A 20,818-nucleotide genomic window follows, 5' to 3' on the forward strand; every position below is an offset into this window, starting at 1 on the left:
TTGATAATAGACAATCTTAGTCACAATATAACTTCTTTCGAGCCCCCAGCAGTATAAACGACACTGTTTCTGCGAATCTGATCGCAACCCGCCGCCGGCGCAAACTCGCGCACCAACCTCATCCATTACGCCCCCAAAGCACCTGCGAGAATCCAAAATCCTGTCAGCAGGCTGACAATTTCCGAACTTTCCCACAAAAGTTGTCAACAGACTGACAGAACTTTCGATTTTCTATCAATCTTGTCAATAGACTGACAGGTTTATACCTAAACTAAAAGTTGTGTCAATAGACTGACAGAACTTTTAATTTCATGCTAAAGTTGTCAACAGACTGACAGGTTTGGAGCTGAAAATGATTGATCGTCCTTATTATTTGGATTGGCTGGAACGCTGGCGCGATAAGGAACCCATCAAAGTCGTGACGGGAATGCGGCGCAGCGGCAAGTCGAAGATACTCGAAATCTTCCGCGGCCGCCTCGCCAAAGAAGGCGTCAATCCCAAAAACATCATCGCCATCAACTTCGAAAGTCTCGATGAGAGCTACCCAACTGAAGCCAAGCCGCTTTACGACTACATTGTCAAGCGTCTGCAACACGGTCAGAACTATATCTTTTTGGATGAAATCCAGCACGTCGAGCACTTCGAGAAAGCCGTGGACGCACTGTATATCCGCAACGATACCGACATCTACATCACCGGATCGAACGCGAAGCTGCTTTCCAGCGAACTTGCGACACTGCTGACCGGCCGTTACGTCGAACTCAACATGTTCCCACTTTCGTTCGCTGAGTACCGAACGACTCGGCCACAATCCGAAACCACCGACCAATCGTTCGAACGTTACCTCACCTACGGCGGCCTGCCATACACCACCTATCTCGACGACGAACAAAGCATTGCCGATTACCTTAGCGGCGTGTTCAACACCATTCTCGTTAAAGACATCGCGGTGCGACACCCGAAAATCGACATGCCTGCTTTCAACGAAGTAGCCGCATTCCTGGCCGACAACGTTGGCAATATCACCTCAGTCAAAGGCATCGCGGACACGATGAAACAGGAGCATAAGGGCATCTCCCCCAACACCGTCCGCGAATATATAGCAGCGCTTTGCGAAAATTATCTACTCTTCAGGGCCGAGCGATACGACATCAAGGGCAAAGCCTATATGAAAACACTTGAGAAATACTACCTGGGCGACCCCGGGTTCAGGTTCTGGTTCCTCGGCAAATCCGGCGGCGACACCTGCCATCGCATCGAAAACGTGGTTTACCTTGAACTTTTGCGGCGCTTTCGCACCGTTTCCATCGGAAAAATCGGCACCAAGGAAATTGATTTTTGCGCCACCGATGCCGACGGGGTTCATTATTTCCAGGTTTCGCAGACCGTGTTGGACAGCGCGACTCTCAGCCGCGAACTCGCACCGCTGAAAAACATCGACGACAACCATCCCAAAACTCTGCTGACTCTGGACCGCATCGGCAACGGCGACCACGACGGCATCAAGCAGGAGAATCTGCTCGACTGGCTGCTCGACAATCAATAACATCGCTTTTCGTTGCAAATTCCGAAAGTCGCGGATTAACGCACAATCGGCGCGACCGCTGGGAACCTACGCCGTCACAGAAGCCGAATCCACAGCAGGAACCGCGGCGGCGGGCTTGTCGGCATCAGACTGCTTTTGCTCGTAAGTCGCGGAAACCGTTTGCGGATCTTCCGTCACGATAGTCGTGGTGTTGAACGCCTTGAACGTGGCGAAGCAGGCGAGCGCGACCCAAACGAAGACGAACGCCAAGACCGCGATGCGCTTCCATGAACCGAGCCGGGAAAGAATGCCCTGCTTGTTGGAGGAATTCTTAGAAGTGTCGACGAACTTGTAGCTGCTTGCGAAGTCCTTGTGCTTGCGCGCGAAGATGCCGCGCTTGGCCGGGCGGCTGCCGCCCTTGCTTGCAGAATCGCGCTTGCCCGCAAAATCACCTTGCTGACTGAAGACGTTACCCTGCTTGCTGAAATCGTTACGTGTGGTCATGGCTGTTATCCTTAGAACATTGCGCGTTGCCTCTTGTCGGCACTCGTAGTGCCTTCTCGCGCTGGTACAAATTGCTTTCTTTTTTGTAATGTCTAAGTAGCGTATCGCAATTCCGTCTTCACGTTTTGCCTAGTATTGCGCGAGATGACGCCTGTTTTCACGCATAAGGTTTGATGCGAATCCGCCCCGCCGCGACCTTTCGCCATACAGCAGAACGTTTCAGCATTACATCAAGGCAATAATTACGTTTTAACCGTTTTTATTCGTTGTGAAGTACGTCACACCATTATGTCGTCATACAATGCAATGCAGGTATCACGCAACGAAACTGCCTAGTTATTGGGCAGCTGTTTGACAGCCCGCCAGAGGCCTATTCCGGCCTATCAACAATCAGCTACAGCCATCAGTGGTCTATTCAACAATCGGCAACGGCTCATCAGCAGCTATCAACAAGCACTCTGAACTTATCCACGCATCAAAAAAGCTGCCATCGGGCAGAAACCCGATGACAACCCTTGCTGAATTTGCAGCCCAACAAACGAAATATCAGTTTGCCGGCGCAAGAAAACTCATTGCTGATCGTCGATCATATGCAGATAGCGGTACGTCGTCGATACCGAGATGCCCAGCTGCTTGGCGACTTTGGCGACCGAACCCTTGAAATTAAAATAGCCCTGGTCGTTCAACTGCGAGATCACGGCAAGGCGCTGGTCCAAGCCGAAGGATTCGACGCCCGTGCCGGCCTTGGCGCTGGCATCGGCAATCACTTCAGTGGCGACGTCTTCAATCGAGGTGATGAGATTTTCTTCCTCGTGCGACTGAGGCGTCTCGTCTTGGGCCGCAAATGAATAGGACGCGCCCACTTCCTCCAGCGCTCGTTCCAGTCTGAGGAAAGGAGTCTGATCGGTGTTGATGCATAAAGCGCCGATAATCCGCTTCTTCCGCCGAATCAGGTACGTGGACGATATCAAAGCGTTTTTGCTCAGCGCCGTTCTTCCTTGGTAGCCGACGACATAATCCTTGCCCTTCGAATTGCTTTCCTGCAACAGCTTGAGCATGAAATCGGTAGCAGGCGCCCCCACTTGACGGCCGGAAACCTGATTGTTGGCAATCGCGATAACGGATTTGTCGGCCTTGGAAGCATCGTGAAGCACTACCTCGCTTCTTGGCCCGAGCACTTTGCCGAGGAATTCGACCAGCGGAACGAATTGCTGGAGCAATTGCGTATCAAGTTTTTCCTCTTCCGCATTGCGAGCGCGAGAAAATCGTTTTGTTGCCATACCCCCATCATATTCGTAACCATGGTATGCATCTGATTCCAAAGGATTCTGCTCATCCATCGGACTTCCTCCTATACAGCAGCCGTATCCCGTTTCCGCAAAAGGGATATAAAAATCGTCAGGCGCGGCACGGCAAACGCCACACACACGCCTGACGAAAACATCACTTCAAAATCCCGGCTTTACAGTAGGCCATTCCCCTTTTCGATGTACGATGCCATCTCGTCGCGAGGAACCATCGAGCCGCCCGTGCACCACGAAACGTGGGTGGCGTGCGCCATCTTGGTGTCGTCAAGGCCCATGCGGTCGCGATATTCCTTGCCGGCAAGCACGCGCCATGGGCCCACGAAGCCAGCGGCCGCCGAGGGCTCGATATCGATATCGCACGCATTGTGAAGCTGGGCTTCGATGCGGTAGAGTTCGTCATCGTCGATGGTCAGGAATCCGTCGATAAGATGCTCCATGGCCTTGCAGACGAACTGCGAGGGACGGCCGCAAGCCAGTCCGTCGGCCGCCGTGACGTTGTCGATGCCGAAGTCCTGCACGCAGACGTTGTTGTATTCCTTGGTATAGGTGCCGATGAGCATTGACGGGCAATGCGTCGGTTCCGCAAGGATGCAATGGACGTTGTCGCCGAACACCGTCTTCATGCCGAACGCGACACCGCCCGGGCTGCCGCCGACGCCGCAGGGCAGATAGACGAACAGCGGGTTATCCTCATCGACTTCGACGCCGCAAGCCTGCAGTTGACCGGCGAGACGGCGGCCCGCCACCGCATAGCCGAGGAAGAGCGTGGAGGAATTCTCGTCGTCGATGAAGTAAGCCATCGGATCGGCTTCGGCTTCTTTTCTGCCAGCCGCCACAGCCACCGAATAATCCTGCTCATACTCGAAGACGTGCACGCCGTTGGCGCGAAGCTTGTCCTTCTTCCATTGGCGGGCGTCCGCCGACATGTGCACGCTGGCATCGAAACCAAGCGCCGCGCTCATGATGCCGATGGACAGGCCGAGATTGCCCGTCGAGCCTACGGCGATCTTGTATTGGCCGAAGAACTTGCGCATTTCGGGAGTTCCCAGCTTGCGATAATCGTCATCATAAGTGAGGAGCCCAGCTTCCATGGCCAAATCCTCGGCGTGCTTCAGCACCTCGTAGATGCCGCCACGAGCCTTGATCGAACCGCTGATGGGAAGCTCGCTATCCAGCTTGGCCCACAATTGACCCGGCAGTTCCTGCCCATAACGCTTCGAAAGGGCATGACGCTGATCGGGAACGGCGACGAGCGGGGATTCGATGATTCCTTCCGTCGGCTTGGTGGACGGGAACAGCTCTTCGATCAACGGCGCGAAACGCTTGAGCCTCTCCGCGGCGTCATCGACGTCCTTGACGCTCAGCCCGACCTGCTTCATGCCTTGCTCGGTGGGCTGGAGACGGTCGTTGAACCACGTCGTCTCCTCTTCCTTCATCAGCGTATCGATCAGCGGAAATTCGTCAACCCACTGGCTGATCGGCTTTCCCAATACTTCATTTGTCATTTCGACTCCTTGTTTTTCTTGCCTTCCGTCGCGTATGAATCGATACGAAACGGATTAATTAACGCGGATATATAGATATATATATAGGTATGTTGCGTTGCGCGCTCAGACGAACAGGCTCAGCAGCAGGGTCATGCACAGCGCCACGACGGATGTGATGGTGGTGCCTACGGTCAGTGTCTTATAGGCCTGCGGAACCGTGATATGCAGATATTCCTTGACCATCCAGAACAGCGAATCCGTAACGTGGGTGAGGCCGATGGCACCGGCTCCGATGGCGAGCGCCATAATCGCCGGGGACAATCCCGGTGTTGCGGTCAGCATCGGCAGGACGATTCCGGCAGCGCTCATCATCGCGACCGTGGCGGAACCGACGGCGAAATGCAGGATCAGCGCGATGAGCCAGGCCAGGATAATCGGGCTGACGGGCAGGCCGGAAAGAACCTTCGCGAGGCTCGGGGCCACGCCGGAAGCGGTAAGGACCGCGTTGAACGCACCGCCGGCGCCGATGATCAGCAGAATGCCGCCGATGGGGCCGAACGAGCTGTCCGTAAGGGTCTGCAGCTTTTCGATATTCATGCCGCGGTGAAGGCCGAGCGAGAAATAGGCGAACAGCAGCGAAAGCATCAACGCCGTGATCGGGTTGCCGATGACGTTGATCCACTTCATGGCCAGCATGTCCGCAGGAAGCACACGCTCGCAGATCGTGCGCGCCACCATGATGAGAAGCGGCAGAAGAATGGTGAAAAGCGTAATGCCGAAGCCGGGAAGATCCTTCTCGTCCTTCTCCACGAAATTGGCGGACGGATCCTCTTCGAGGTTCTCGTTCGGGTCATCCTTCTCGGGAATCGCGAAATGCGCGAAAAGAACGGCTCCGACCAAAACCGACGGGATGGCAACGCAGAGGCCGAGCAAAATGACAGTGCCGATATCGGCGTGCAAGGTGCCGGCGATGGCCGTTGCAGCGGGGTGCGGAGGCAGAATGCAATGGACCACCATCAGCGAAGTGGCCAGCGGGATGCCGACCTTCAGACGGGAAATCTTCGCTTCCTTGGCCACCACAAACACCAGCGGGACCAAAAGCACGAAACCTACCTCAACGAATACCGGAATGCCGCAAATCAATCCCAGCAAAGCCATGATGATGGTGGCGTGCTTCTTACCGAAAACCCGCAGCATCGTCGACGCGAGGCGCTGGGCCCCGCCCGAGACTTCAAGCAGCTTGCCTAGAACGGCGCCGAAGCCGATAATCAGCGTAAGGAACCCCAGAGTATCCCCCACACCGTTTTGAATCGTATCGGTAATCTTGCCCAATGGCACTTTCGTCACAAACGCCACGAAGAATGCGGCAATCAGCAAAGCCAGAGACGGATGCATCTTGACTTTGACGATCAGCAGCACTATCACGGCGATGGCGATAAGCAGAACAACCAATAATGGACCTGTGCTCATCTCAACTCCTTTGTAGTGAAACAGTTCCTAGTAAAAATATATTATCACTGGTAAGAAATTATTTCTACTTTATTGGTGTTTCTCTTAAAATTTACTGAAAACCTCTATCTTCAAAATAATAAGCCGTTGAAATATCGCGATTATTACAACGCAAACGTCAGCTCACGCCGTGACGTATGCATCAAAAAAGGTTGCCACCGGGCGAAACCCGATGACAACCCTTACGAAACTCTCGAACCTGACGAGCGAAACCGCTCAATCAGTCGAAACGAGTAACTTCAACTCAGCAGCTCAAAACGAGCAACCGCAGCAAGCTCACTTCTGAACCTGCGTACGGGCGATGTCGCCGTTGAAGGACTCGTTCTCGTCGGCGTCGGCCGACTTGCCCTTGAGCCAGGAGAACATCGAACGAAGCTTCGGGCCGACGGTCTCGATGCGCTCGTGGCTGTACTTCTGCTGCAGCTCCTTGAAGTGCGGGGCGCCCTTGGCCTGGTCGTCCATGAATTCCTTGGCGAAGGAGCCATCCTGAATGCGCTGGAGCTGATGCTCCATGTTGTGGCGGGTATGCTCGTCGATGACGGTCGAAGTGAAATCGCCGTACTGAGCGGTGTCGGAGCAGGACCAACGAGCCTTGTTCAAGCCACCCTCGTTCATCAGGTCGACGAGCATCTTCAGCTCGTGGCAGACCTCGAAGTAGGCGATCTCCGGCTGATAACCGGCATCGGTGAGGACCTCGAAACCGGTCTCGACCAGGTGGTTGACGCCGCCCATGAGCACGTCCTGCTCGCCGAAGAGGTCGGTCTCGGTCTCTTCCTTGAAGGTGGTCTTGATGGCGCCGGCGCGCAGTGCGCCGAGAGCCTTCGCGTAAGCCAGGGTGATGGCCCAGCCGTCGCCCTTGTCGTCGTTCTCGCAGGCGACGACCACCGGCACACCACGGCCGGCGACGTACTCACGACGGACGATGTGGCCCGGGCCCTTCGGGGCGACCATGAAGGTCATGTGGCCCTTGCCCGGCTTGATGTAGCCGTAACGAATGTTGAAGCCGTGTGCGAAGGCGAGCGCCGCATCAGGCTTCATGTTGGGCTCGACCTCGTCCTTGTAAATCTGACCTTGATACTGATCAGGAGCCAGGAACATAATGATGTCCGCTTCCTTGACCGCGTCAGCGACGGGCTTGACTTCCAGGCCCTGCTCCTTGGCGTACTCAACGGACTTGGAGGTAGGCCGCAGGCCGACGACGACATCCACACCGGAGTCGCGCAGGTTCAGCGCGTGAGCGTGACCTTGCGAACCGTAACCGATGATGCAGACCTTCTTGCCGTCGAGAACGGAGAGATCAGCGTCGTCTTCGTACCAGATTTGTGCTGCCATAATATGCACTCCTTGCATAATTTATTATTATTTGCACGACTAAGCACTCTGCCTGCCGTGCGTAGAAATTGGCTCTTGATCGATAGGGATTTTGTCCCGTTGTCCGTTCATTGTAACGCCGGTCACAATGCAAATCGTGCCGCCGTCCAATTATCGAACAGGTAATAAATATATTTGAGACGAAATCAATCTCGAATCAATAACCATTTTCAAATCTTTATATTACTTTTTAATTATTAATATTCAGTTATAAAAACCTTTGCGGCAAATGACAATCGAACGTTCAACCGCTTATTTAGCCGCCTATATATATAAGGACTGCCGCCGAAGGGCCTGCACAACGAACCGCACAGCGGCAGCCCGGCACAATCACGCGGTGAAGTCGGTGTCTTTGGTTTCCTTGCAGGTGAGCAGGGCGACCAAGCAGCACAGCGCCATCACAGCCATGTAAAGGCCGACGGAACGCACGCCCCAGTGGGAGGAAAGCCAGGTGGCGACGGTCGGGACGAAGGCCGCACCGACGATGGCGGCGAGGTTATAGCCCAGGCCAGAGCCGGAGTAACGGACGTTGGCGCTGAAGAGCTCGGGCAGGATTGCGCCGACAGGGCCGAACGCGATGCCCATCAGGGCGAAGCCGACGCACAGGAAGACCATGATCTCCACGAAGTTGCGGTGACCCATCAAGAGGTACGGGAAGACGAAGGAGAAGACGACCAGCGCGACCGCCGAGAACATCAGCACGCGGCGACGACCGAGTTTGTCGGCGTAGACGCAGGAGAGCACGATGAACAGGGCGAAGACGCAGATGCCGGCCATGAGCATCAGCAGGTACTCGCGATTGGTGAAGCCGAGTCCGCCGCCGCCTTCGCGCTTGGTCTTGGTGCCCCAAGCGAGCGACCAGGTGGCCAGCGTGTAGAAGAGCGTGTAGGTGACCGCGACGATGAACGTGGCCTGCAGGACCTGACGCCAGCTGGTGCGGAAGACTTCCTTCAGCGGCGACTTGACAGTCTTCTTCTGCTCCTGAGCGAGGCGGAAGATCGGGGTCTCCTCCATGTGGACGCGAACGACGAGGCCGACCACGACAAGCACGATGGAGAGCAGGAACGGCACGCGCCAGCCCCAGGAGAGCATCTGCGCCGGGGTGCAGAAGGACTCAAGCACGAAGTAGGTACCGTTGGAGAGGAAGAAGCCGATCGGCGCGCCGAGCTCCGGGAAGGAACCGTAGAGCGCGCGCTTGTTGGCCGGGGCGTTTTCGGTGGCGACCAGAGCCGCGCCGGACCATTCCCCGCCCAGGCCGATGCCCTGAATGAAGCGGCAAAGGCAGAGCACGACGACCGCGAGCAGGCCCCACTGGCTATACGTCGGCAGGCAGCCGATGAGGAAGGTGGAGAGACCCATGGTCATCAGGCTGACGACCAGCGTGGTCTTGCGGCCCATCTTGTCGCCGTAGTGGCCGAAGATCAGCGAGCCGAGCGGGCGGGCGATGAACGCAATGGCGAAGGTCAGAAGGCTGACCAGAAGCGCTACGGTCGGGTTGGTCTTGTCCGAGAAGAAAATCTTCGGGAAATAATTGGCCGAGGCGGTGCCGTAGGCGTAGAAATCGTAAAATTCAATGGCCGTACCGACCATCGAGGCGGCGATGACGGTGCCGACCGAATCGTGCGCCATCTCCTGAAGTTTTGCCTTGCGTGCGGCGACCCCAACGTTGCCGCTGCCACTGCCACTGCCGTTTCCAGTCGCTGTGTCGACTGATGTCATGATGTTCTCCTCCGGTACGTTTGTCTTTTCCGCACCGATTACTGCTTCATTCGTTCTCTCGTCGCTCGTTGCCGCCCTTGCCGCCCGCGGCCTGCGTTGCGTCTTGCTTCCTGCGCTTCGCGGGCGGCCGACCTGAAATCCTTGCGGAATGCGATGGATTCCGGCCGACTAGTCGGTTTTGAGTTTTGCATTGTTGAGTTATCGAGTTTTCAGTTGTGTTCGTGCACGAACTTGCGGCATTACCACGGTGACCTTTTGGGACGTAATAACAAAATGAGCCCTGCGCTTGAATGCAGGGCTCAGAAAGCTATACGCTAGATATTGTTCATATCATTTTTCGTTCGACTGAACGATTTGCTTGCTTGCCCTGCCTTCATTGGCGGGGCTCAAGCTGAATGCGAAAATCAGGCCGCCAACGAAGACGGGCTAATAATTCGTGCAGACTGCGCGTTAAAACTCATCAATCCGTTCTTCATGGCGTCCTCCTTTCAACATTTACCAAGTTCTTTCGGGTTCGTGACCCGTTTAGTGGATTACCATAGGCGAGTCCGAGTGCGACCACCGCCACAACGTCCACTATATGGACAACATTACGTAACGAAAAGCACGGGAAACAGACATGCGCTATATCAATACCCTCTCATTCCCATCATCGACTCGGATACGCTGTTATTATTAAATTAGTATAATTACAGTTACTTTTAAAAGGAAACGCCCGAATATGGCGAACGCACACTAGGCGGAAAATTCCTAGGCCGAGCTATCGCTGTCTACAATGTCTACGACATTATCCACAGAGGTCATGAGGGCTACAAGACCGGTGGCATTTCAGGAGCGTTACAGGCCGGAGGCAAACGTGCTGCAAAGGACCTCGTTGTCACTGTCGTCGGCGATGGCGGTGCCGCTGCAGGAGCTATACTCGGCTCATTCGCAGGTCCGGGAGGGATTGCCGTTGGAACAGTCATTGTTGGCATGCTAGGACAGATGGAAGCCGACAGTTGGTTCCCAGAGGATTGGTGATCTTATGGAACAGCAATACATGAATGGACAGATCGCCCAGCCATTCGTCAAACTTGCCTCTGACGAGCAGCACTATGACTTCATACTCACGGTACCAGTCATGGAAGAATTCGTCGATGCCGCCAATGCTTATGGCCGCAAATTCCAGTTGTTCAGCATCTCATTTTTCGTGATTTGCTCCGTCGGAGACATCATCACCATCCTAGACGGCGTGATATACCAGCAAAAACATCCCATCTTCTTTGGCGCTGTCACATTTATCCTTTTATCGGCTTTCCTGATTATTTTTTTCTCGCGCGGAATCAGGCATATGGCAATGATGTTTGGCTTGTACAGGCAATGGCACACTTGGTTCCCGGCGGTTACATCCAACGCAATGTTGCACCGCTTGCAGTGGCGCAGAGTGACGGGCGCGCAGCTTTACGGGCCCGGCTGGGAGACACCATGCCGGCTCACCGCCTCCAACAGAGGATTGGAACTAATTCGATGGGTATCCGGCAAGACATACACCGTCAGCGTGCCATGGGAAGAGGTTGAATGCGTGCGCCGCACACCACACGCCATCGTCATCGGCCCCTCCGCCGCACGCAAGATTAACACCACGATATTCAATGGCAGGGGCTACCGGTTCGGCGACGTGAACGGCTGCGTGCTCGTCGACACCCGCGCACTGCCCGACCCCGACGCATTCGCCGACTGGTGCCGCTCTCGCATGCTCAACGCCCACCAGCGCACCCTAAACTTCGCTTCCAACTCCAGTAAGGGCCGCCGCCTCCGCTTCCGACGCTGGTTCCACGGCGACGACCTATAGGCAATGCCCTACAACCGAAGCTGTGCGCGATAGCAGAATTCACGTCGAACCCGGCAGAAACACTCACGCTGGCAACGATTGGATGAACGACGATTGGATTGACAGCAGAAAGATAACGGGCAACCGACCTCTGCAACGGTCAGCCAGCATTCCCCGGAGACATAGTCCGCCTTCGGCTTCAGCTTTTACCAAGCAGGAAACGACGGACCTTGCCGGTGCTTGTGCGCGGCAGGGAATCGACACGGTAGAAACGCTTCGGGACTTTGTAATGCGCCAGGTTGCTTCGGCCGAACTCGCGCCACTGAGCAGCGAGGGAGGCCGCGACCTCCGCATTGGAACCTTTACTGCCGCCATTTTTCTCGGCTTCAGCCTTGCAAATCACGTAGGCCACTGGAACTTCGCCCCACTTTTCGTCGGGTTCGGCGGTGACGGCAATCTCGTCGATGCCGGGGCAATCGGCGTAGACGCGCTCGACCTCCTCAGGGAAGACGTGCTCGCCGCCAGAAATCATCATGTTGTCGAGCCGGCCGTCGACGTATAGGTAGCCGTCGTCATCGATATGGCCGACGTCGCCGGTGCAGTACCAGCCATCGGCGGTTTTCTTGGCCTCAAAAACGCCGGGACAATTGAGGTAACCAGGCGTGAGTGCATCGGTTTTAATCAGGATTTCGCCGGTTTTCTCCGCGAGTTTCAGCGACGTGGTGAAGTACGGCTTGCCGCTTGCCAACAGCTTGCGAGCACCATCGCCAGTGCCGGTGCCGACGATCTGCGAGCAGGTTTCGGTCATTCCGTACGAGCGCACGACGACCATGCCAAGCGCGTGGCAACGTTTCAGCAGTTTGAGGTCGGACTTTTCGCCACCAAGAATGAAGCCCTTGAACGCCGGCGAATAGCCGAAATTGGCAGGCAGCGGCATGGGCCCGTCATTGTCACCAGGCAAACCGGACAGACCGGAATCGGAAGCGGCCGCCGAGCCCGTAGACGCCGTGACGCGCTTCTCGTGTTCGGGCACCAGTTCTATGAGCATCGTCGGCACGACAGAGACCCATGTCACCGGCTCGTTGGTGAGAATCCGTTCCATTTCAGGAGCGTCGAAATGATCCATCAGGCGCACGGTGACGCCGAAAATGAGGCCGCGCAAAACGATTGAATAGCCGCTGATATGGAAAATCGGAACCGCGCAAAGCCATTCGTCAGTAGGGCTCGTGCCGAGGTTCAGCGCCACGCTCGTCGCCGAGGTGAAGTGGTTACGCACCGTCTGCTGGATGCCTTTTGGCTCACCAGTGGAGCCGGAGGTGAACATGATGCTCACCACCTGGTCGTCGTCGAATTCGCGCGGAATCGGCGGAGCCGAAACTATGGGATCCACGTCGTTATCACCGACGGAATTCTTCGCGGTGGGTTCCGCCAACGCGGATGGAGAAGAACAATAGACCAAAGCGGGATTGCCGGAGGTCTTTTGTACATCACCCGAAACCTTGCCGGTGCCGCCAAGCTTGAAATCATGGGCCTTTGCGAATATCTCATCGAATCCAACAATGCGAACCTTCGCATTCGCTGGACTTTCAAGGTTTTCAGCACTCTTGCTTGCGGCAACATCTTTCTCAACCGCGCTGGTAGCCGACGACTCACCCAGCAAATCGTTCGGCAGGCTGTCATCCTTGAGGCAGCAGGCCACGCCGGCATCGCGCATCTGCTCCGCGAGTTCGGAATTGGTCAGGCGCTTGTTGAGCCACACCACCGTCTTGCCGTATAGCAGCAGCGTCACAGCCAACAGATAGCCGCGGACGTTATTGTTGGAAACCATCGCGACGTTTTGCGTTTTGAACGCGCCGAATTGGTCGAGCACCGCGCCCAGCCTCTGGGCCTCGTCGAACACGTCACCGAACGTATAGCGCGTCTCGCCGTCGAAAACCGCCGTACGTTCCGGCGTGAGCATCGCGCGTTTCAGCACCCAATTATCCATAACAGATTTCCCCCTAATCCGTTGCGACTATGCCCAGTCAAGCAACCGTTACGCGCACGCGAGTGCAGGCCCCGCGATATGCGCAACGGCCTCCGATCACGGGAATTTCGGGAACTGGTCGAAGTTGGGCTTGCGCTTCTGGTTGAACGCGTCGCGGCCTTCCTTCGCCTCGTCGGTGGTGTAGAAGAGCATCGTCGCGTCGCCGCCGAACTGCTGCAGGCCGGCGAGCCCGTCGGTCGCCGCGTTCATGGAGGCCTTGATGAAGCGCAGGGCCATGGGCGACTTGGTCAGCAGCTCGTCGCACCACTTGAGCGTTTCCTCTTCGATGTCCGCGAGCGGCACGACCTTGTTGATCCAGCCCATCTGCAGCGCTTCTTCGGCCGTATAGAAGTGGCCCAGGAACCAGACTTCCTTCGCGCGTTTCTGGCCGATGACATCGGCGAGCAGGCCCGAGCCGTAGCCCGCGTCGAAGCTGCCGACCTTGGGACCAGTCTGACCGAACTTCGCGTTGTCGGCCGCGATCGTCAAATCGCAGACCAGCTGCAGCACGTTGCCGCCGCCCACGGACCAGCCCTTGACCATCGCGATGACGGGCTTGGGGATGATGCGAATGAGATGCTGCAGGTCGAGCACGTTCAGGCGCGCGACGTGGTCGCTGCCGACATATCCGCCGTTACCACGCACACCCTGGTCGCCGCCGGACGAGAAGGCGAGATCGCCCGCTCCGGTGAAGATGATGACGCCGATCGTCGCGTCGTCACGACAGATGGTGAAGGCGTCGAGCAGCTCCTCGATGGTTTTCGGAGTGAAAGCGTTTCGCTTCTCCGGTCGATTGATGGTAATTTTAGCTATATGGTCGAGGCGGTCGAACAGTATTTCGTCATACGTTTTGACAGTCTCAAAATCGTGACTTGTCGCCATGTTGGCTCCTTAGCGTCATGTCCCCTATTACGAATGCGAGGTTCGATATTATGTCACTTGCGAATTATCTGGGCATCAAACAACAGGAAATCTCGCGGTCAAAGGTCATCTTAACATTGCCGGTTACAGAAAACGTTCTACAGCCTTTCGGCATTCTGCACGGCGGAGTGAACGCGGTTTTGGCCGAGGAAGCCGCGAGTTTGGGCGCTATGGCGCGGCTTGACGCCACCCATATCGCCGTCGGCGTGGACATCAGCACGCATCATTTCCGCCCAGTGACTTCCGGCACATTGACCGCCACCGCAACTCCGGAAAACGTCGGTAAAACATTGCAAACTTGGCGCGTAGAGGTGCGCATGGGCAGCAAGCTCACCAGTATTTCAACAGTCACATTAGCTGTCCGCGAACGCCAGTGATTTTCTGCAGATCTCGCGTGCCAGATTCTGCGAGCGCCTCCCTACTGCCATAAAAGTGCAAGTTAGCGCCTGCAAAGTGCACCATTCAGACGCTACTATCGAAAACGCGCGTTTTACCACCTCAAAACGCACTTTTCCGACGTCACTGACATTAAAGTGCAAGCCGGTACCCGCAAAGGTGCATTCTTCTGACCCTATCGTCCAAAAAGTGCACTCTGACACTTCCAAAACGCACCTTTTGGACACTAGTGTCTGAATAGTGCAAATTGGCACTGCCGAAGTGCACTATTCTGACATTACCGGCGAAAATCGAAACCTAATCAGGCGACCTGCAGGCGGCCCTTGCCGTAATGCCGACGAGCCGCTTCCGCGGTGATACCCAGAGCTCGGCCAATGGTGTTCCACGACTGGCCACGGTTTCGGCTTTGCTGAACAGTATGGTCGATGTCACGTTCGACGGCATGACGCTGATAATTGAGCCGTCTCAATTCACGCGAAGGGTCCCAACGCGAGTCCATCGTGGGGTCTCCCGGCGCGGGAGAAACACGCGCATCCATCTCATCATTGATTTCCTCGCCATAAGCAGCCAATTCGCGCTGCTCTTCTTTTGACAAATCGGAAAACTTCATCGCAACCCCTCCTTCTTAAGGTAGCTTTCACGCGCTTTCATCGCATGCACAATCAATTCCTGAGTATACCCAGCTCTTGCTGCCGTACCGATTTCATACCACACTGCTCCGGAAACTCCCGGCCCCACATACATATACGTAGGCGGGTCTCTGTCGTAGTTGACGTCCACCGGTCCCCTCGCCTGTCGATATGCATGCAAAATGTCATTTTCTGACACCCCATGCTTAAAAGCTGACGGAAGAATCAACGGTTCTTCTTCCTCAAATCCCATATGAACAGTATATCCCAACATAAGTTGCCGTCAAATATTGCCAATGTATATGCCGTTTTCTAGTTATCTCCAAAAAGTGCAGAAATTTACATTTTTTTGGAGATAAAAATGTATTTTCTTACACTTTTTTGGAGTTACGCCATTTTGACGCAACAACTTCGCCCTTTACGACTTATCCCAAAAGCAACTACACCGCGAATGCGTCGGAAACTCCACACTGTCACATTTCTTTATCAGCGAAGACGAAATCGGGGATTTTTGCTAGTTTTTTTAGCGAATAATACAACAGAAGATGGCGAAAAAATTCGTTTCTTCGACACGATAGATAAAAACAGTAGGTTCTGGAAATTCTTTTAGACAGAACGCATTCAGTCATCCAATGCAATACAAAATCCCAACATGTACGGTGGGAAAGACCGTGGATTTCGTGCGCTTCATGGCGCGAGCGGAAGGTGGCGGAAAGCTTTAAAGAGAACGATAAAACCATGAGTTGAAAGGACCGTGAGCAGCCATTATGTCTTCGGTACTCACCAAGAAGAAAATTCCCCTAGCCCTCTTCCTTCTATGCTGCATCGGCCTCATTTTCATGTGGTTCACGCCCGCGCCCGCGCACGTGCAGACCACGGGCTGGCACAGCTTCGCGATCGTGCTCTTCTTCCTCGCCGGGTGCGTCTTCAACGTGGCCCCGCTTTCCATACTTTCGCTGACGATGATGACGCTTCTGGGAGTCACCTTCACGATGCCGGCAGCGACGCTGATCTCATTCTTCGGCTCCGCCCCGGTCTGGCTCGTGCTTTTCGCGTTCTTCATGGCCATCGGCTTCCGTAAGACGAACCTCGGCGCGCGCATGGCCTACTGGCTGATCGCCCACTTCGGCCGCAGCCCGCTGGCCCTGGCCTACGTCATGGCCGTCTGCGATTTGGTCTTGGCTCCGGTCATTCCGAACACCAATGCACGCGGCGCCGGCATCCTCTTCCCCATCAACCAGTCGCTGGTCGAGGCGCTTAACGAGCCGAAGGACCCGAGCAAACGTTCCGTCAGCTCGTTCCTCACGTTGGCTACGTTCCATCTCAACCTGATTATCGGCGGGCTTTTCCTGACCTCGATGGCCACGAACCCGCTGGTCGCCAGCATGGCCGCCAGCACCTTCGGCATCAAGATCTCGTGGTTCCAGTGGTTCGCGTACGCCAGCGTCCCGACGCTGCTCGCCGCAGTAATCGTGCCAATCGTCATCCTGGCCATCCATCACCCGCAAGGCCAAAGCGCCGACCTCACCATCGTGCACAAGACCGCACAGGCCGAGCTCAAGAAGATGCCGAAGATGGCATTGAACGAGTACCTGATGATCGCCGTCTTCGTGCTCGTCGTCGTACTTTGGGGCACCTCGACCATCACCAAGCTTGACAACACGCTGATCGCCATGCTCGGCCTCACCGCCCTGTTGATTTTGAAAATCATCGATCTCGACGACGTCTTCGCCGAAAAGCAAGGCTGGAACATTTTGCTTTGGCTGGCCCCGCTGATCGGCGTGACCGAATACCTCAACAAAACCGGCGTGGTCGGCTGGATCAAGCGAGTGCTCACTTCCAGCGTCGCCGGCATCCCCGCATGGCTCGCCATCACGGTCATCGTGCTGCTCTATCTCTACGTACATTATCTGCTGACCAGCGTGCTCGTTCACGTGCAGACGTTCTTCATCCCGTTTGCGGTCATCCTAGTTTCGCTTGGCGTGCCACCGATCGTGGCGACCATGCTGCTGGGACTCTTGACCTGCATCTCGCCGGGCATGACGCATTACGGCACCGGCACCGCATCAATCTATTACTCAACCGGTTACGTCAGCCAGAAAGAATGGTGGAAGGTCGGCTTCATCGTCAGCCTCGTCAACCTCATTATTTACGCCGGAGTGGGCACGCTCTGGTGGAAGCTGATCGGCCTATGGTAAATCGTCAACACGCATTACAAAGCCCATTGCGAACCTCCGTTCTCAAAAGCAGGACGGGGGCTTCGTGGGCTTTTTATGCGTTACTCCAGGCGTGTCAGCTAGGTGATTCCCTATGAAAAAGCCTTCGTTCGTAACTGCGCTGCGCATCATTGCGACAGCGGTATGCGCAGCCGTAGCTTCCTGCGCGGTTTTTGCAAGCGCCGATAGCGGAACCGACGGCACAACATTTACCAACGACTCAAACATTGCGTCAGCGACGGCACAAACCAACTTCTACAACTCCGGAAACAACAACCTCACAAACCCCGTAAAAACCTCAAGCCAAATCGGGCCACAAGAGGAAACATCCCAACCGCAGGTAGGGCCTCAAGCCACTTGCAGGGCGACAAACTGGGCCAACTGGGGTACGCCATACAGCGGGGCCACAGGCGTAAGCGGCCAGGACAGCAGCACCGTCCAATGGCAAATCACAAGCGATTGCGTATTGCACCTCACCGGCGGCACAAGCCCTGACATCTCGAACAGACAAGGCAACATTCCTTGGAATTCACGGCGCGGCAGCATTGTCGGGGTCAAAGTTGAAGGTAACCTCACCTTGTTCAAAAGCGATATCGACCTGAATCCCATGTTCACCAATATGTACAACCTCACCAGCGTCGACACCACGGGCGGCTCGCTGCATCTGGCCGAATCCGCAGCGGCCGGACTGTTCGACAGCTGCACCTCGCTTACCACCATCAACGGAATCACCAGCTGGGACACCAGCCAGACCACGGGCATGGCCAGCATGTTCTACTTCTGCACCGGGCTGAGCCAACTGGACCTTTCCGGCTTCAACACCGCGAACGTGGAAGACATGTCCAACATGTTCGACGCCGACAATGCCCTCACTTCAATCAAATTCTCGAGCAATTTCAAGACGGGCAACGTCACCAGCATGTCAGACATGTTCAATGGCTGCTCGCTTTTGCCCTCGCTCGACCTGTCCAAATTCGACACCCGCGCCGTAAAGAGCATGGCCCACATGTTCGCCGGCTGTTCCTCGCTTACCGACCTCAACCTCTCCAATTTCGACACCGGCAACGTCAACAACATGAACGCCATGTTCCAAAGCTGCAACAAACTCGCTTCGTTGGATCTTTCAAGTTTCGTCACCACCAAAGTCACCGACATGAGTTACATGTTCAATGACTGCTCTTCCCTCACCTCGTGGGTCCAGCCCAACTTCGCCACCTCCCTCGTGACCGATATGGCCTATATGTTCGACGGATGCACCAACCTCACAACCCTTGACATTTCAAGCTTCGATACCACCAAGGCCATGTCTTCGATGACCCAGCTTCTGCCGAACGGATTGCGCCGCCTGAAGCTGGGAACGAACACACAACTGAGCAACACCGCGTTTTCGAACGTCGACAGCACCATCAACTGGGAGGAAATGTCAAGCCTCGACAACAACGCAACCCATATCGGTTCTGTTGGCAATCTGAGCGCTCTGCAGACGCGTGCGGCTTCCAGCAACCCCGCTGGTTCGTATTGGGACTCACGCCTCACGCCGACCGGCGTGCAGCTCGCGATCAACGCGAACGGCGGCGTCACGAACTTCACCCCCGTCTCCTACGACACCACCACCGCGGCGGCGACCATCACCGTGCCGCAGGGCAACGTGCTCACCGCCAACATGTCCCAATACGTCTTCACCGGCTGGAACAGTTGCGCAAGCCCAGTCTCTTCGACAAGCTGCAAACCCTACCAGCCTGGCGACACCATCGCCGTGGCCCAAGGCGATTCCAACCCCGTCAGAACCCTCACGCTTTACGCCCAGTGGGCCAAGGTTCCATGGCCCGTAATCGACAACAACACGCCAATGGTTCACGCTCCCCTCGGTGCGAGCCCGACCGCGGACATCACCGTAACGAACACCCCGAACACGAACTCATTTGTCGCCAGTGCGATGGCAAGCAGCGTCACCACCATCACCACGCCTCTGGGCTTTCATGCAACGGAAAACGGCATCGGCACATTCACCGAATCGGGCGTCCCGATAGCCCAAGTCCAACCGGTAATGGGCCGCTCCTACACCATCAACGTGCTGACCACCATGACCGACCCGCTCACCGGCAACACCGTAACAGCCAGACCGGTGTCGAAAAACGGCATGATTCCGTATTACAATATCACTTTCGACGCCAATGGCGGCACAGGCGCCCCCACCGACATGTCCGGCTTCGCCGACGTGGACAATCACTACCGCACTACGGCTCCGATCCCCGCGGACGTCATCCCCACCAAAGGCGAGCACGATATGTTCGCCGGCTGGTCCACCAGTCCGACGGCCACGCAACCGGACTACGCCTATAACCCCGGCACTTACGCACCGACCTTCTGGCAGTACGACAGCTCGCACCAATCAGCCAAAACCCAGACGCTCTACGCCGTGTGGCACGAGGCGAAAGCCCCCGTCATCAGCGAAGTGCACCGCGACCCTACGAGCCACCACGTCATCGCCACCGGCACCGCCCAGCCATGGAATGCTATCGGCTCGCCCACCGTCACCGGACACGCGAACACGGGGTTGCAAGTCAATATGGCGACGCTCGCCGCGGACGGGACACTTTCCATTGCCGGCATCGCTTCCGGCATCAAAACCTCAGTCGGCGGACATGTGGTCACCGTACGTATACGCGCCTGCTCCGCCAACATACCCGGCCAAAACGGCACGGCACCCCCCGCAAAAATCGGCTGGAGCAACGATAACAACGACATTCCCGCAGGCTGCACCCAGGTCTTTGGGCCGCCGTCCTCCTTTATTCAGGTTCCCATGTATCCTATCTGGCTTGGCGGCCTCAATAATGAATGGTCGGCCAGCCTCAACGTCACCGGCAAACCGTACATCTGGGTTTACGCGCAAACGCAAGACGGCCCTATCGACGGGCCGCTCATGATCACCCCGATCGTCCAAGGTTCCGACAACTCCGTCAAGACCTGCGTCAAGACCGCGAACACCGATTCCAGCAACTACGTCTGCGGCACCGCGACCATGGACAACACAGCTACTTTCGACGGCACCACCACGCATAGCTGGAGCCTCGACCTGCCCGAAAGCACCGCGTTCGACAGCGCCAACGCCTACGACACCAGTTCGCATCTTTATATCGACGACACTTGGAGGAACAACGCCTCGGGAGGCGGAGGTGGCGGTAGTCGGCTCAGCGTCATCTCGCCCGAGGCGTACCTCGGCGGCGCCCCGCCCTCCACGAACGCTCTCCCCTTCACCGGCGGACTTTTCCGCCGCATCATGATAGCACTCGCTGCTCTGATCGGTTCCGCAGCCATCTTGCTCACTGCGTTCGTAACGTTCCGCCGGCGTATCTTGCAGCGAAACCGCTAACGGGCTTTGTGCCCATTGCAATCAC

15 protein-coding genes are annotated in these 20,818 nt (G+C 56.1%); 5 read left to right on the top strand and 10 right to left on the bottom strand.

Translation table 11 applies throughout. The features are described 5' to 3' along the window. Window positions 1–352 precede the first annotated feature (352 nt). Entirely contained in the window at window positions 353–1,546 is a 1,194-nt protein-coding gene (locus OZX62_RS09525; protein ID WP_277175943.1) for an ATP-binding protein, read from the top strand. A 66-nt stretch (window positions 1,547–1,612) separates the two neighbouring features. Here OZX62_RS09525 and OZX62_RS09530 read toward each other — a convergent pair whose 3' ends face one another. The 6 genes from OZX62_RS09530 to OZX62_RS09555 form a co-directional block, all read right to left on the bottom strand. Then, window positions 1,613–2,029: a hypothetical protein gene (locus OZX62_RS09530; protein ID WP_277175944.1), complete on the bottom strand. Its 417-nt coding sequence runs from the start codon at window positions 2,027–2,029 to the stop codon at window positions 1,613–1,615. Window positions 2,030–2,598: 569 nt separating this feature from the next. Continuing rightward, window positions 2,599–3,309, bottom strand: coding sequence for a PAS domain-containing protein (locus tag OZX62_RS09535; protein ID WP_277175945.1), 711 nt, complete (start codon window positions 3,307–3,309; stop codon window positions 2,599–2,601). Between the two features lie 182 nt (window positions 3,310–3,491). Then, window positions 3,492–4,841: a D-serine ammonia-lyase gene (locus OZX62_RS09540; RefSeq protein WP_277175946.1), complete on the bottom strand. Its 1,350-nt coding sequence runs from the start codon at window positions 4,839–4,841 to the stop codon at window positions 3,492–3,494. Between the two features lie 105 nt (window positions 4,842–4,946). After that, entirely contained in the window at window positions 4,947–6,293 is a 1,347-nt protein-coding gene (locus tag OZX62_RS09545) for a gluconate:H+ symporter (protein WP_277175947.1), read from the bottom strand. Window positions 6,294–6,608: 315 nt separating this feature from the next. After that, window positions 6,609–7,664 carry a ketol-acid reductoisomerase gene (gene ilvC, locus OZX62_RS09550; protein WP_277175948.1) on the bottom strand — a complete coding sequence of 352 codons (1,056 nt, stop codon included), beginning with the start codon at window positions 7,662–7,664 and terminating at the stop codon, window positions 6,609–6,611. A gap of 369 nt (window positions 7,665–8,033) precedes the next feature. Then, complete coding sequence (locus tag OZX62_RS09555) at window positions 8,034–9,332, bottom strand: MFS transporter (protein WP_277165959.1); 1,299 nt, start codon at window positions 9,330–9,332, stop codon at window positions 8,034–8,036. Between the two features lie 1,114 nt (window positions 9,333–10,446). Here OZX62_RS09555 and OZX62_RS09560 point away from each other — a divergent pair. Continuing rightward, complete coding sequence (locus OZX62_RS09560; protein ID WP_277175949.1) at window positions 10,447–11,253, top strand: hypothetical protein; 807 nt, start codon at window positions 10,447–10,449, stop codon at window positions 11,251–11,253. 178 nt (window positions 11,254–11,431) lie between these two features. Here the strand turns inward: OZX62_RS09560 and OZX62_RS09565 are convergent, their stop codons facing one another. Both OZX62_RS09565 and menB read right to left on the bottom strand, forming a co-directional pair. Then, window positions 11,432–13,219: an AMP-binding protein gene (locus OZX62_RS09565; protein ID WP_277175950.1), complete on the bottom strand. Its 1,788-nt coding sequence runs from the start codon at window positions 13,217–13,219 to the stop codon at window positions 11,432–11,434. A 96-nt stretch (window positions 13,220–13,315) separates the two neighbouring features. Further along, on the bottom strand, window positions 13,316–14,140 hold the full coding sequence (gene menB / locus OZX62_RS09570; protein WP_277175951.1) for a 1,4-dihydroxy-2-naphthoyl-CoA synthase: 825 nt from the start codon (window positions 14,138–14,140) through the stop codon (window positions 13,316–13,318). A gap of 50 nt (window positions 14,141–14,190) precedes the next feature. Between menB and OZX62_RS09575 the strand changes: the two genes are divergently transcribed. Continuing rightward, complete coding sequence (locus tag OZX62_RS09575; RefSeq protein WP_277175952.1) at window positions 14,191–14,556, top strand: PaaI family thioesterase; 366 nt, start codon at window positions 14,191–14,193, stop codon at window positions 14,554–14,556. 320 nt (window positions 14,557–14,876) lie between these two features. Here OZX62_RS09575 and OZX62_RS09580 read toward each other — a convergent pair whose 3' ends face one another. Then, window positions 14,877–15,185, bottom strand: coding sequence for a hypothetical protein (locus OZX62_RS09580; protein WP_277175953.1), 309 nt, complete (start codon window positions 15,183–15,185; stop codon window positions 14,877–14,879). Further along, a complete protein-coding gene (locus tag OZX62_RS09585; protein ID WP_277175954.1) occupies window positions 15,182–15,457 on the bottom strand; it encodes a hypothetical protein in 276 nt (91 codons plus the stop codon). The genes OZX62_RS09580 and OZX62_RS09585 overlap by 4 nt, the downstream gene beginning before the upstream one ends. A gap of 514 nt (window positions 15,458–15,971) precedes the next feature. Here OZX62_RS09585 and OZX62_RS09590 point away from each other — a divergent pair. Further along, complete coding sequence (locus OZX62_RS09590) at window positions 15,972–17,402, top strand: DASS family sodium-coupled anion symporter (protein ID WP_277175955.1); 1,431 nt, start codon at window positions 15,972–15,974, stop codon at window positions 17,400–17,402. 112 nt (window positions 17,403–17,514) lie between these two features. Continuing rightward, the gene (locus tag OZX62_RS09595) at window positions 17,515–20,793 is read left to right on the top strand and encodes a BspA family leucine-rich repeat surface protein (RefSeq protein ID WP_277175956.1); all 3,279 of its coding nucleotides are present in this window, start codon (window positions 17,515–17,517) and stop codon (window positions 20,791–20,793) included. The last annotated feature ends 25 nt before the right edge of the window (window positions 20,794–20,818 follow it).

Origin of the sequence: Bifidobacterium sp. ESL0690 (assembly GCF_029392315.1) — a bacterium.
Taxonomy (GTDB): Bacteria; Actinomycetota; Actinomycetes; order Actinomycetales; family Bifidobacteriaceae; genus Bifidobacterium.

What these genes read in the sequence shown, in the direction of transcription:
- OZX62_RS09525 (WP_277175943.1), top strand. Translation starts at nt 353, where the DNA reads ATGATTGATCGTCCTTATTATTTGGATTGGCTGGAACGCTGGCGCGAT.
- OZX62_RS09530 (WP_277175944.1), bottom strand. Translation starts at nt 2,029, where the DNA reads ATGACCACACGTAACGATTTCAGCAAGCAGGGTAACGTCTTCAGTCAG.
- OZX62_RS09535 (WP_277175945.1), bottom strand. Translation starts at nt 3,309, where the DNA reads ATGGCAACAAAACGATTTTCTCGCGCTCGCAATGCGGAAGAGGAAAAA.
- OZX62_RS09540 (WP_277175946.1), bottom strand. Translation starts at nt 4,841, where the DNA reads ATGACAAATGAAGTATTGGGAAAGCCGATCAGCCAGTGGGTTGACGAA.
- OZX62_RS09545 (WP_277175947.1), bottom strand. Translation starts at nt 6,293, where the DNA reads ATGAGCACAGGTCCATTATTGGTTGTTCTGCTTATCGCCATCGCCGTG.
- ilvC (WP_277175948.1), bottom strand. Translation starts at nt 7,664, where the DNA reads ATGGCAGCACAAATCTGGTACGAAGACGACGCTGATCTCTCCGTTCTC.
- OZX62_RS09555 (WP_277165959.1), bottom strand. Translation starts at nt 9,332, where the DNA reads ATGGCGCACGATTCGGTCGGCACCGTCATCGCCGCCTCGATGGTCGGT.
- OZX62_RS09560 (WP_277175949.1), top strand. Translation starts at nt 10,447, where the DNA reads ATGGAACAGCAATACATGAATGGACAGATCGCCCAGCCATTCGTCAAA.
- OZX62_RS09565 (WP_277175950.1), bottom strand. Translation starts at nt 13,219, where the DNA reads ATGGATAATTGGGTGCTGAAACGCGCGATGCTCACGCCGGAACGTACG.
- menB (WP_277175951.1), bottom strand. Translation starts at nt 14,140, where the DNA reads ATGGCGACAAGTCACGATTTTGAGACTGTCAAAACGTATGACGAAATA.
- OZX62_RS09575 (WP_277175952.1), top strand. Translation starts at nt 14,191, where the DNA reads ATGTCACTTGCGAATTATCTGGGCATCAAACAACAGGAAATCTCGCGG.
- OZX62_RS09580 (WP_277175953.1), bottom strand. Translation starts at nt 15,185, where the DNA reads ATGAAGTTTTCCGATTTGTCAAAAGAAGAGCAGCGCGAATTGGCTGCT.
- OZX62_RS09585 (WP_277175954.1), bottom strand. Translation starts at nt 15,457, where the DNA reads ATGGGATTTGAGGAAGAAGAACCGTTGATTCTTCCGTCAGCTTTTAAG.
- OZX62_RS09590 (WP_277175955.1), top strand. Translation starts at nt 15,972, where the DNA reads ATGTCTTCGGTACTCACCAAGAAGAAAATTCCCCTAGCCCTCTTCCTT.
- OZX62_RS09595 (WP_277175956.1), top strand. Translation starts at nt 17,515, where the DNA reads ATGAAAAAGCCTTCGTTCGTAACTGCGCTGCGCATCATTGCGACAGCG.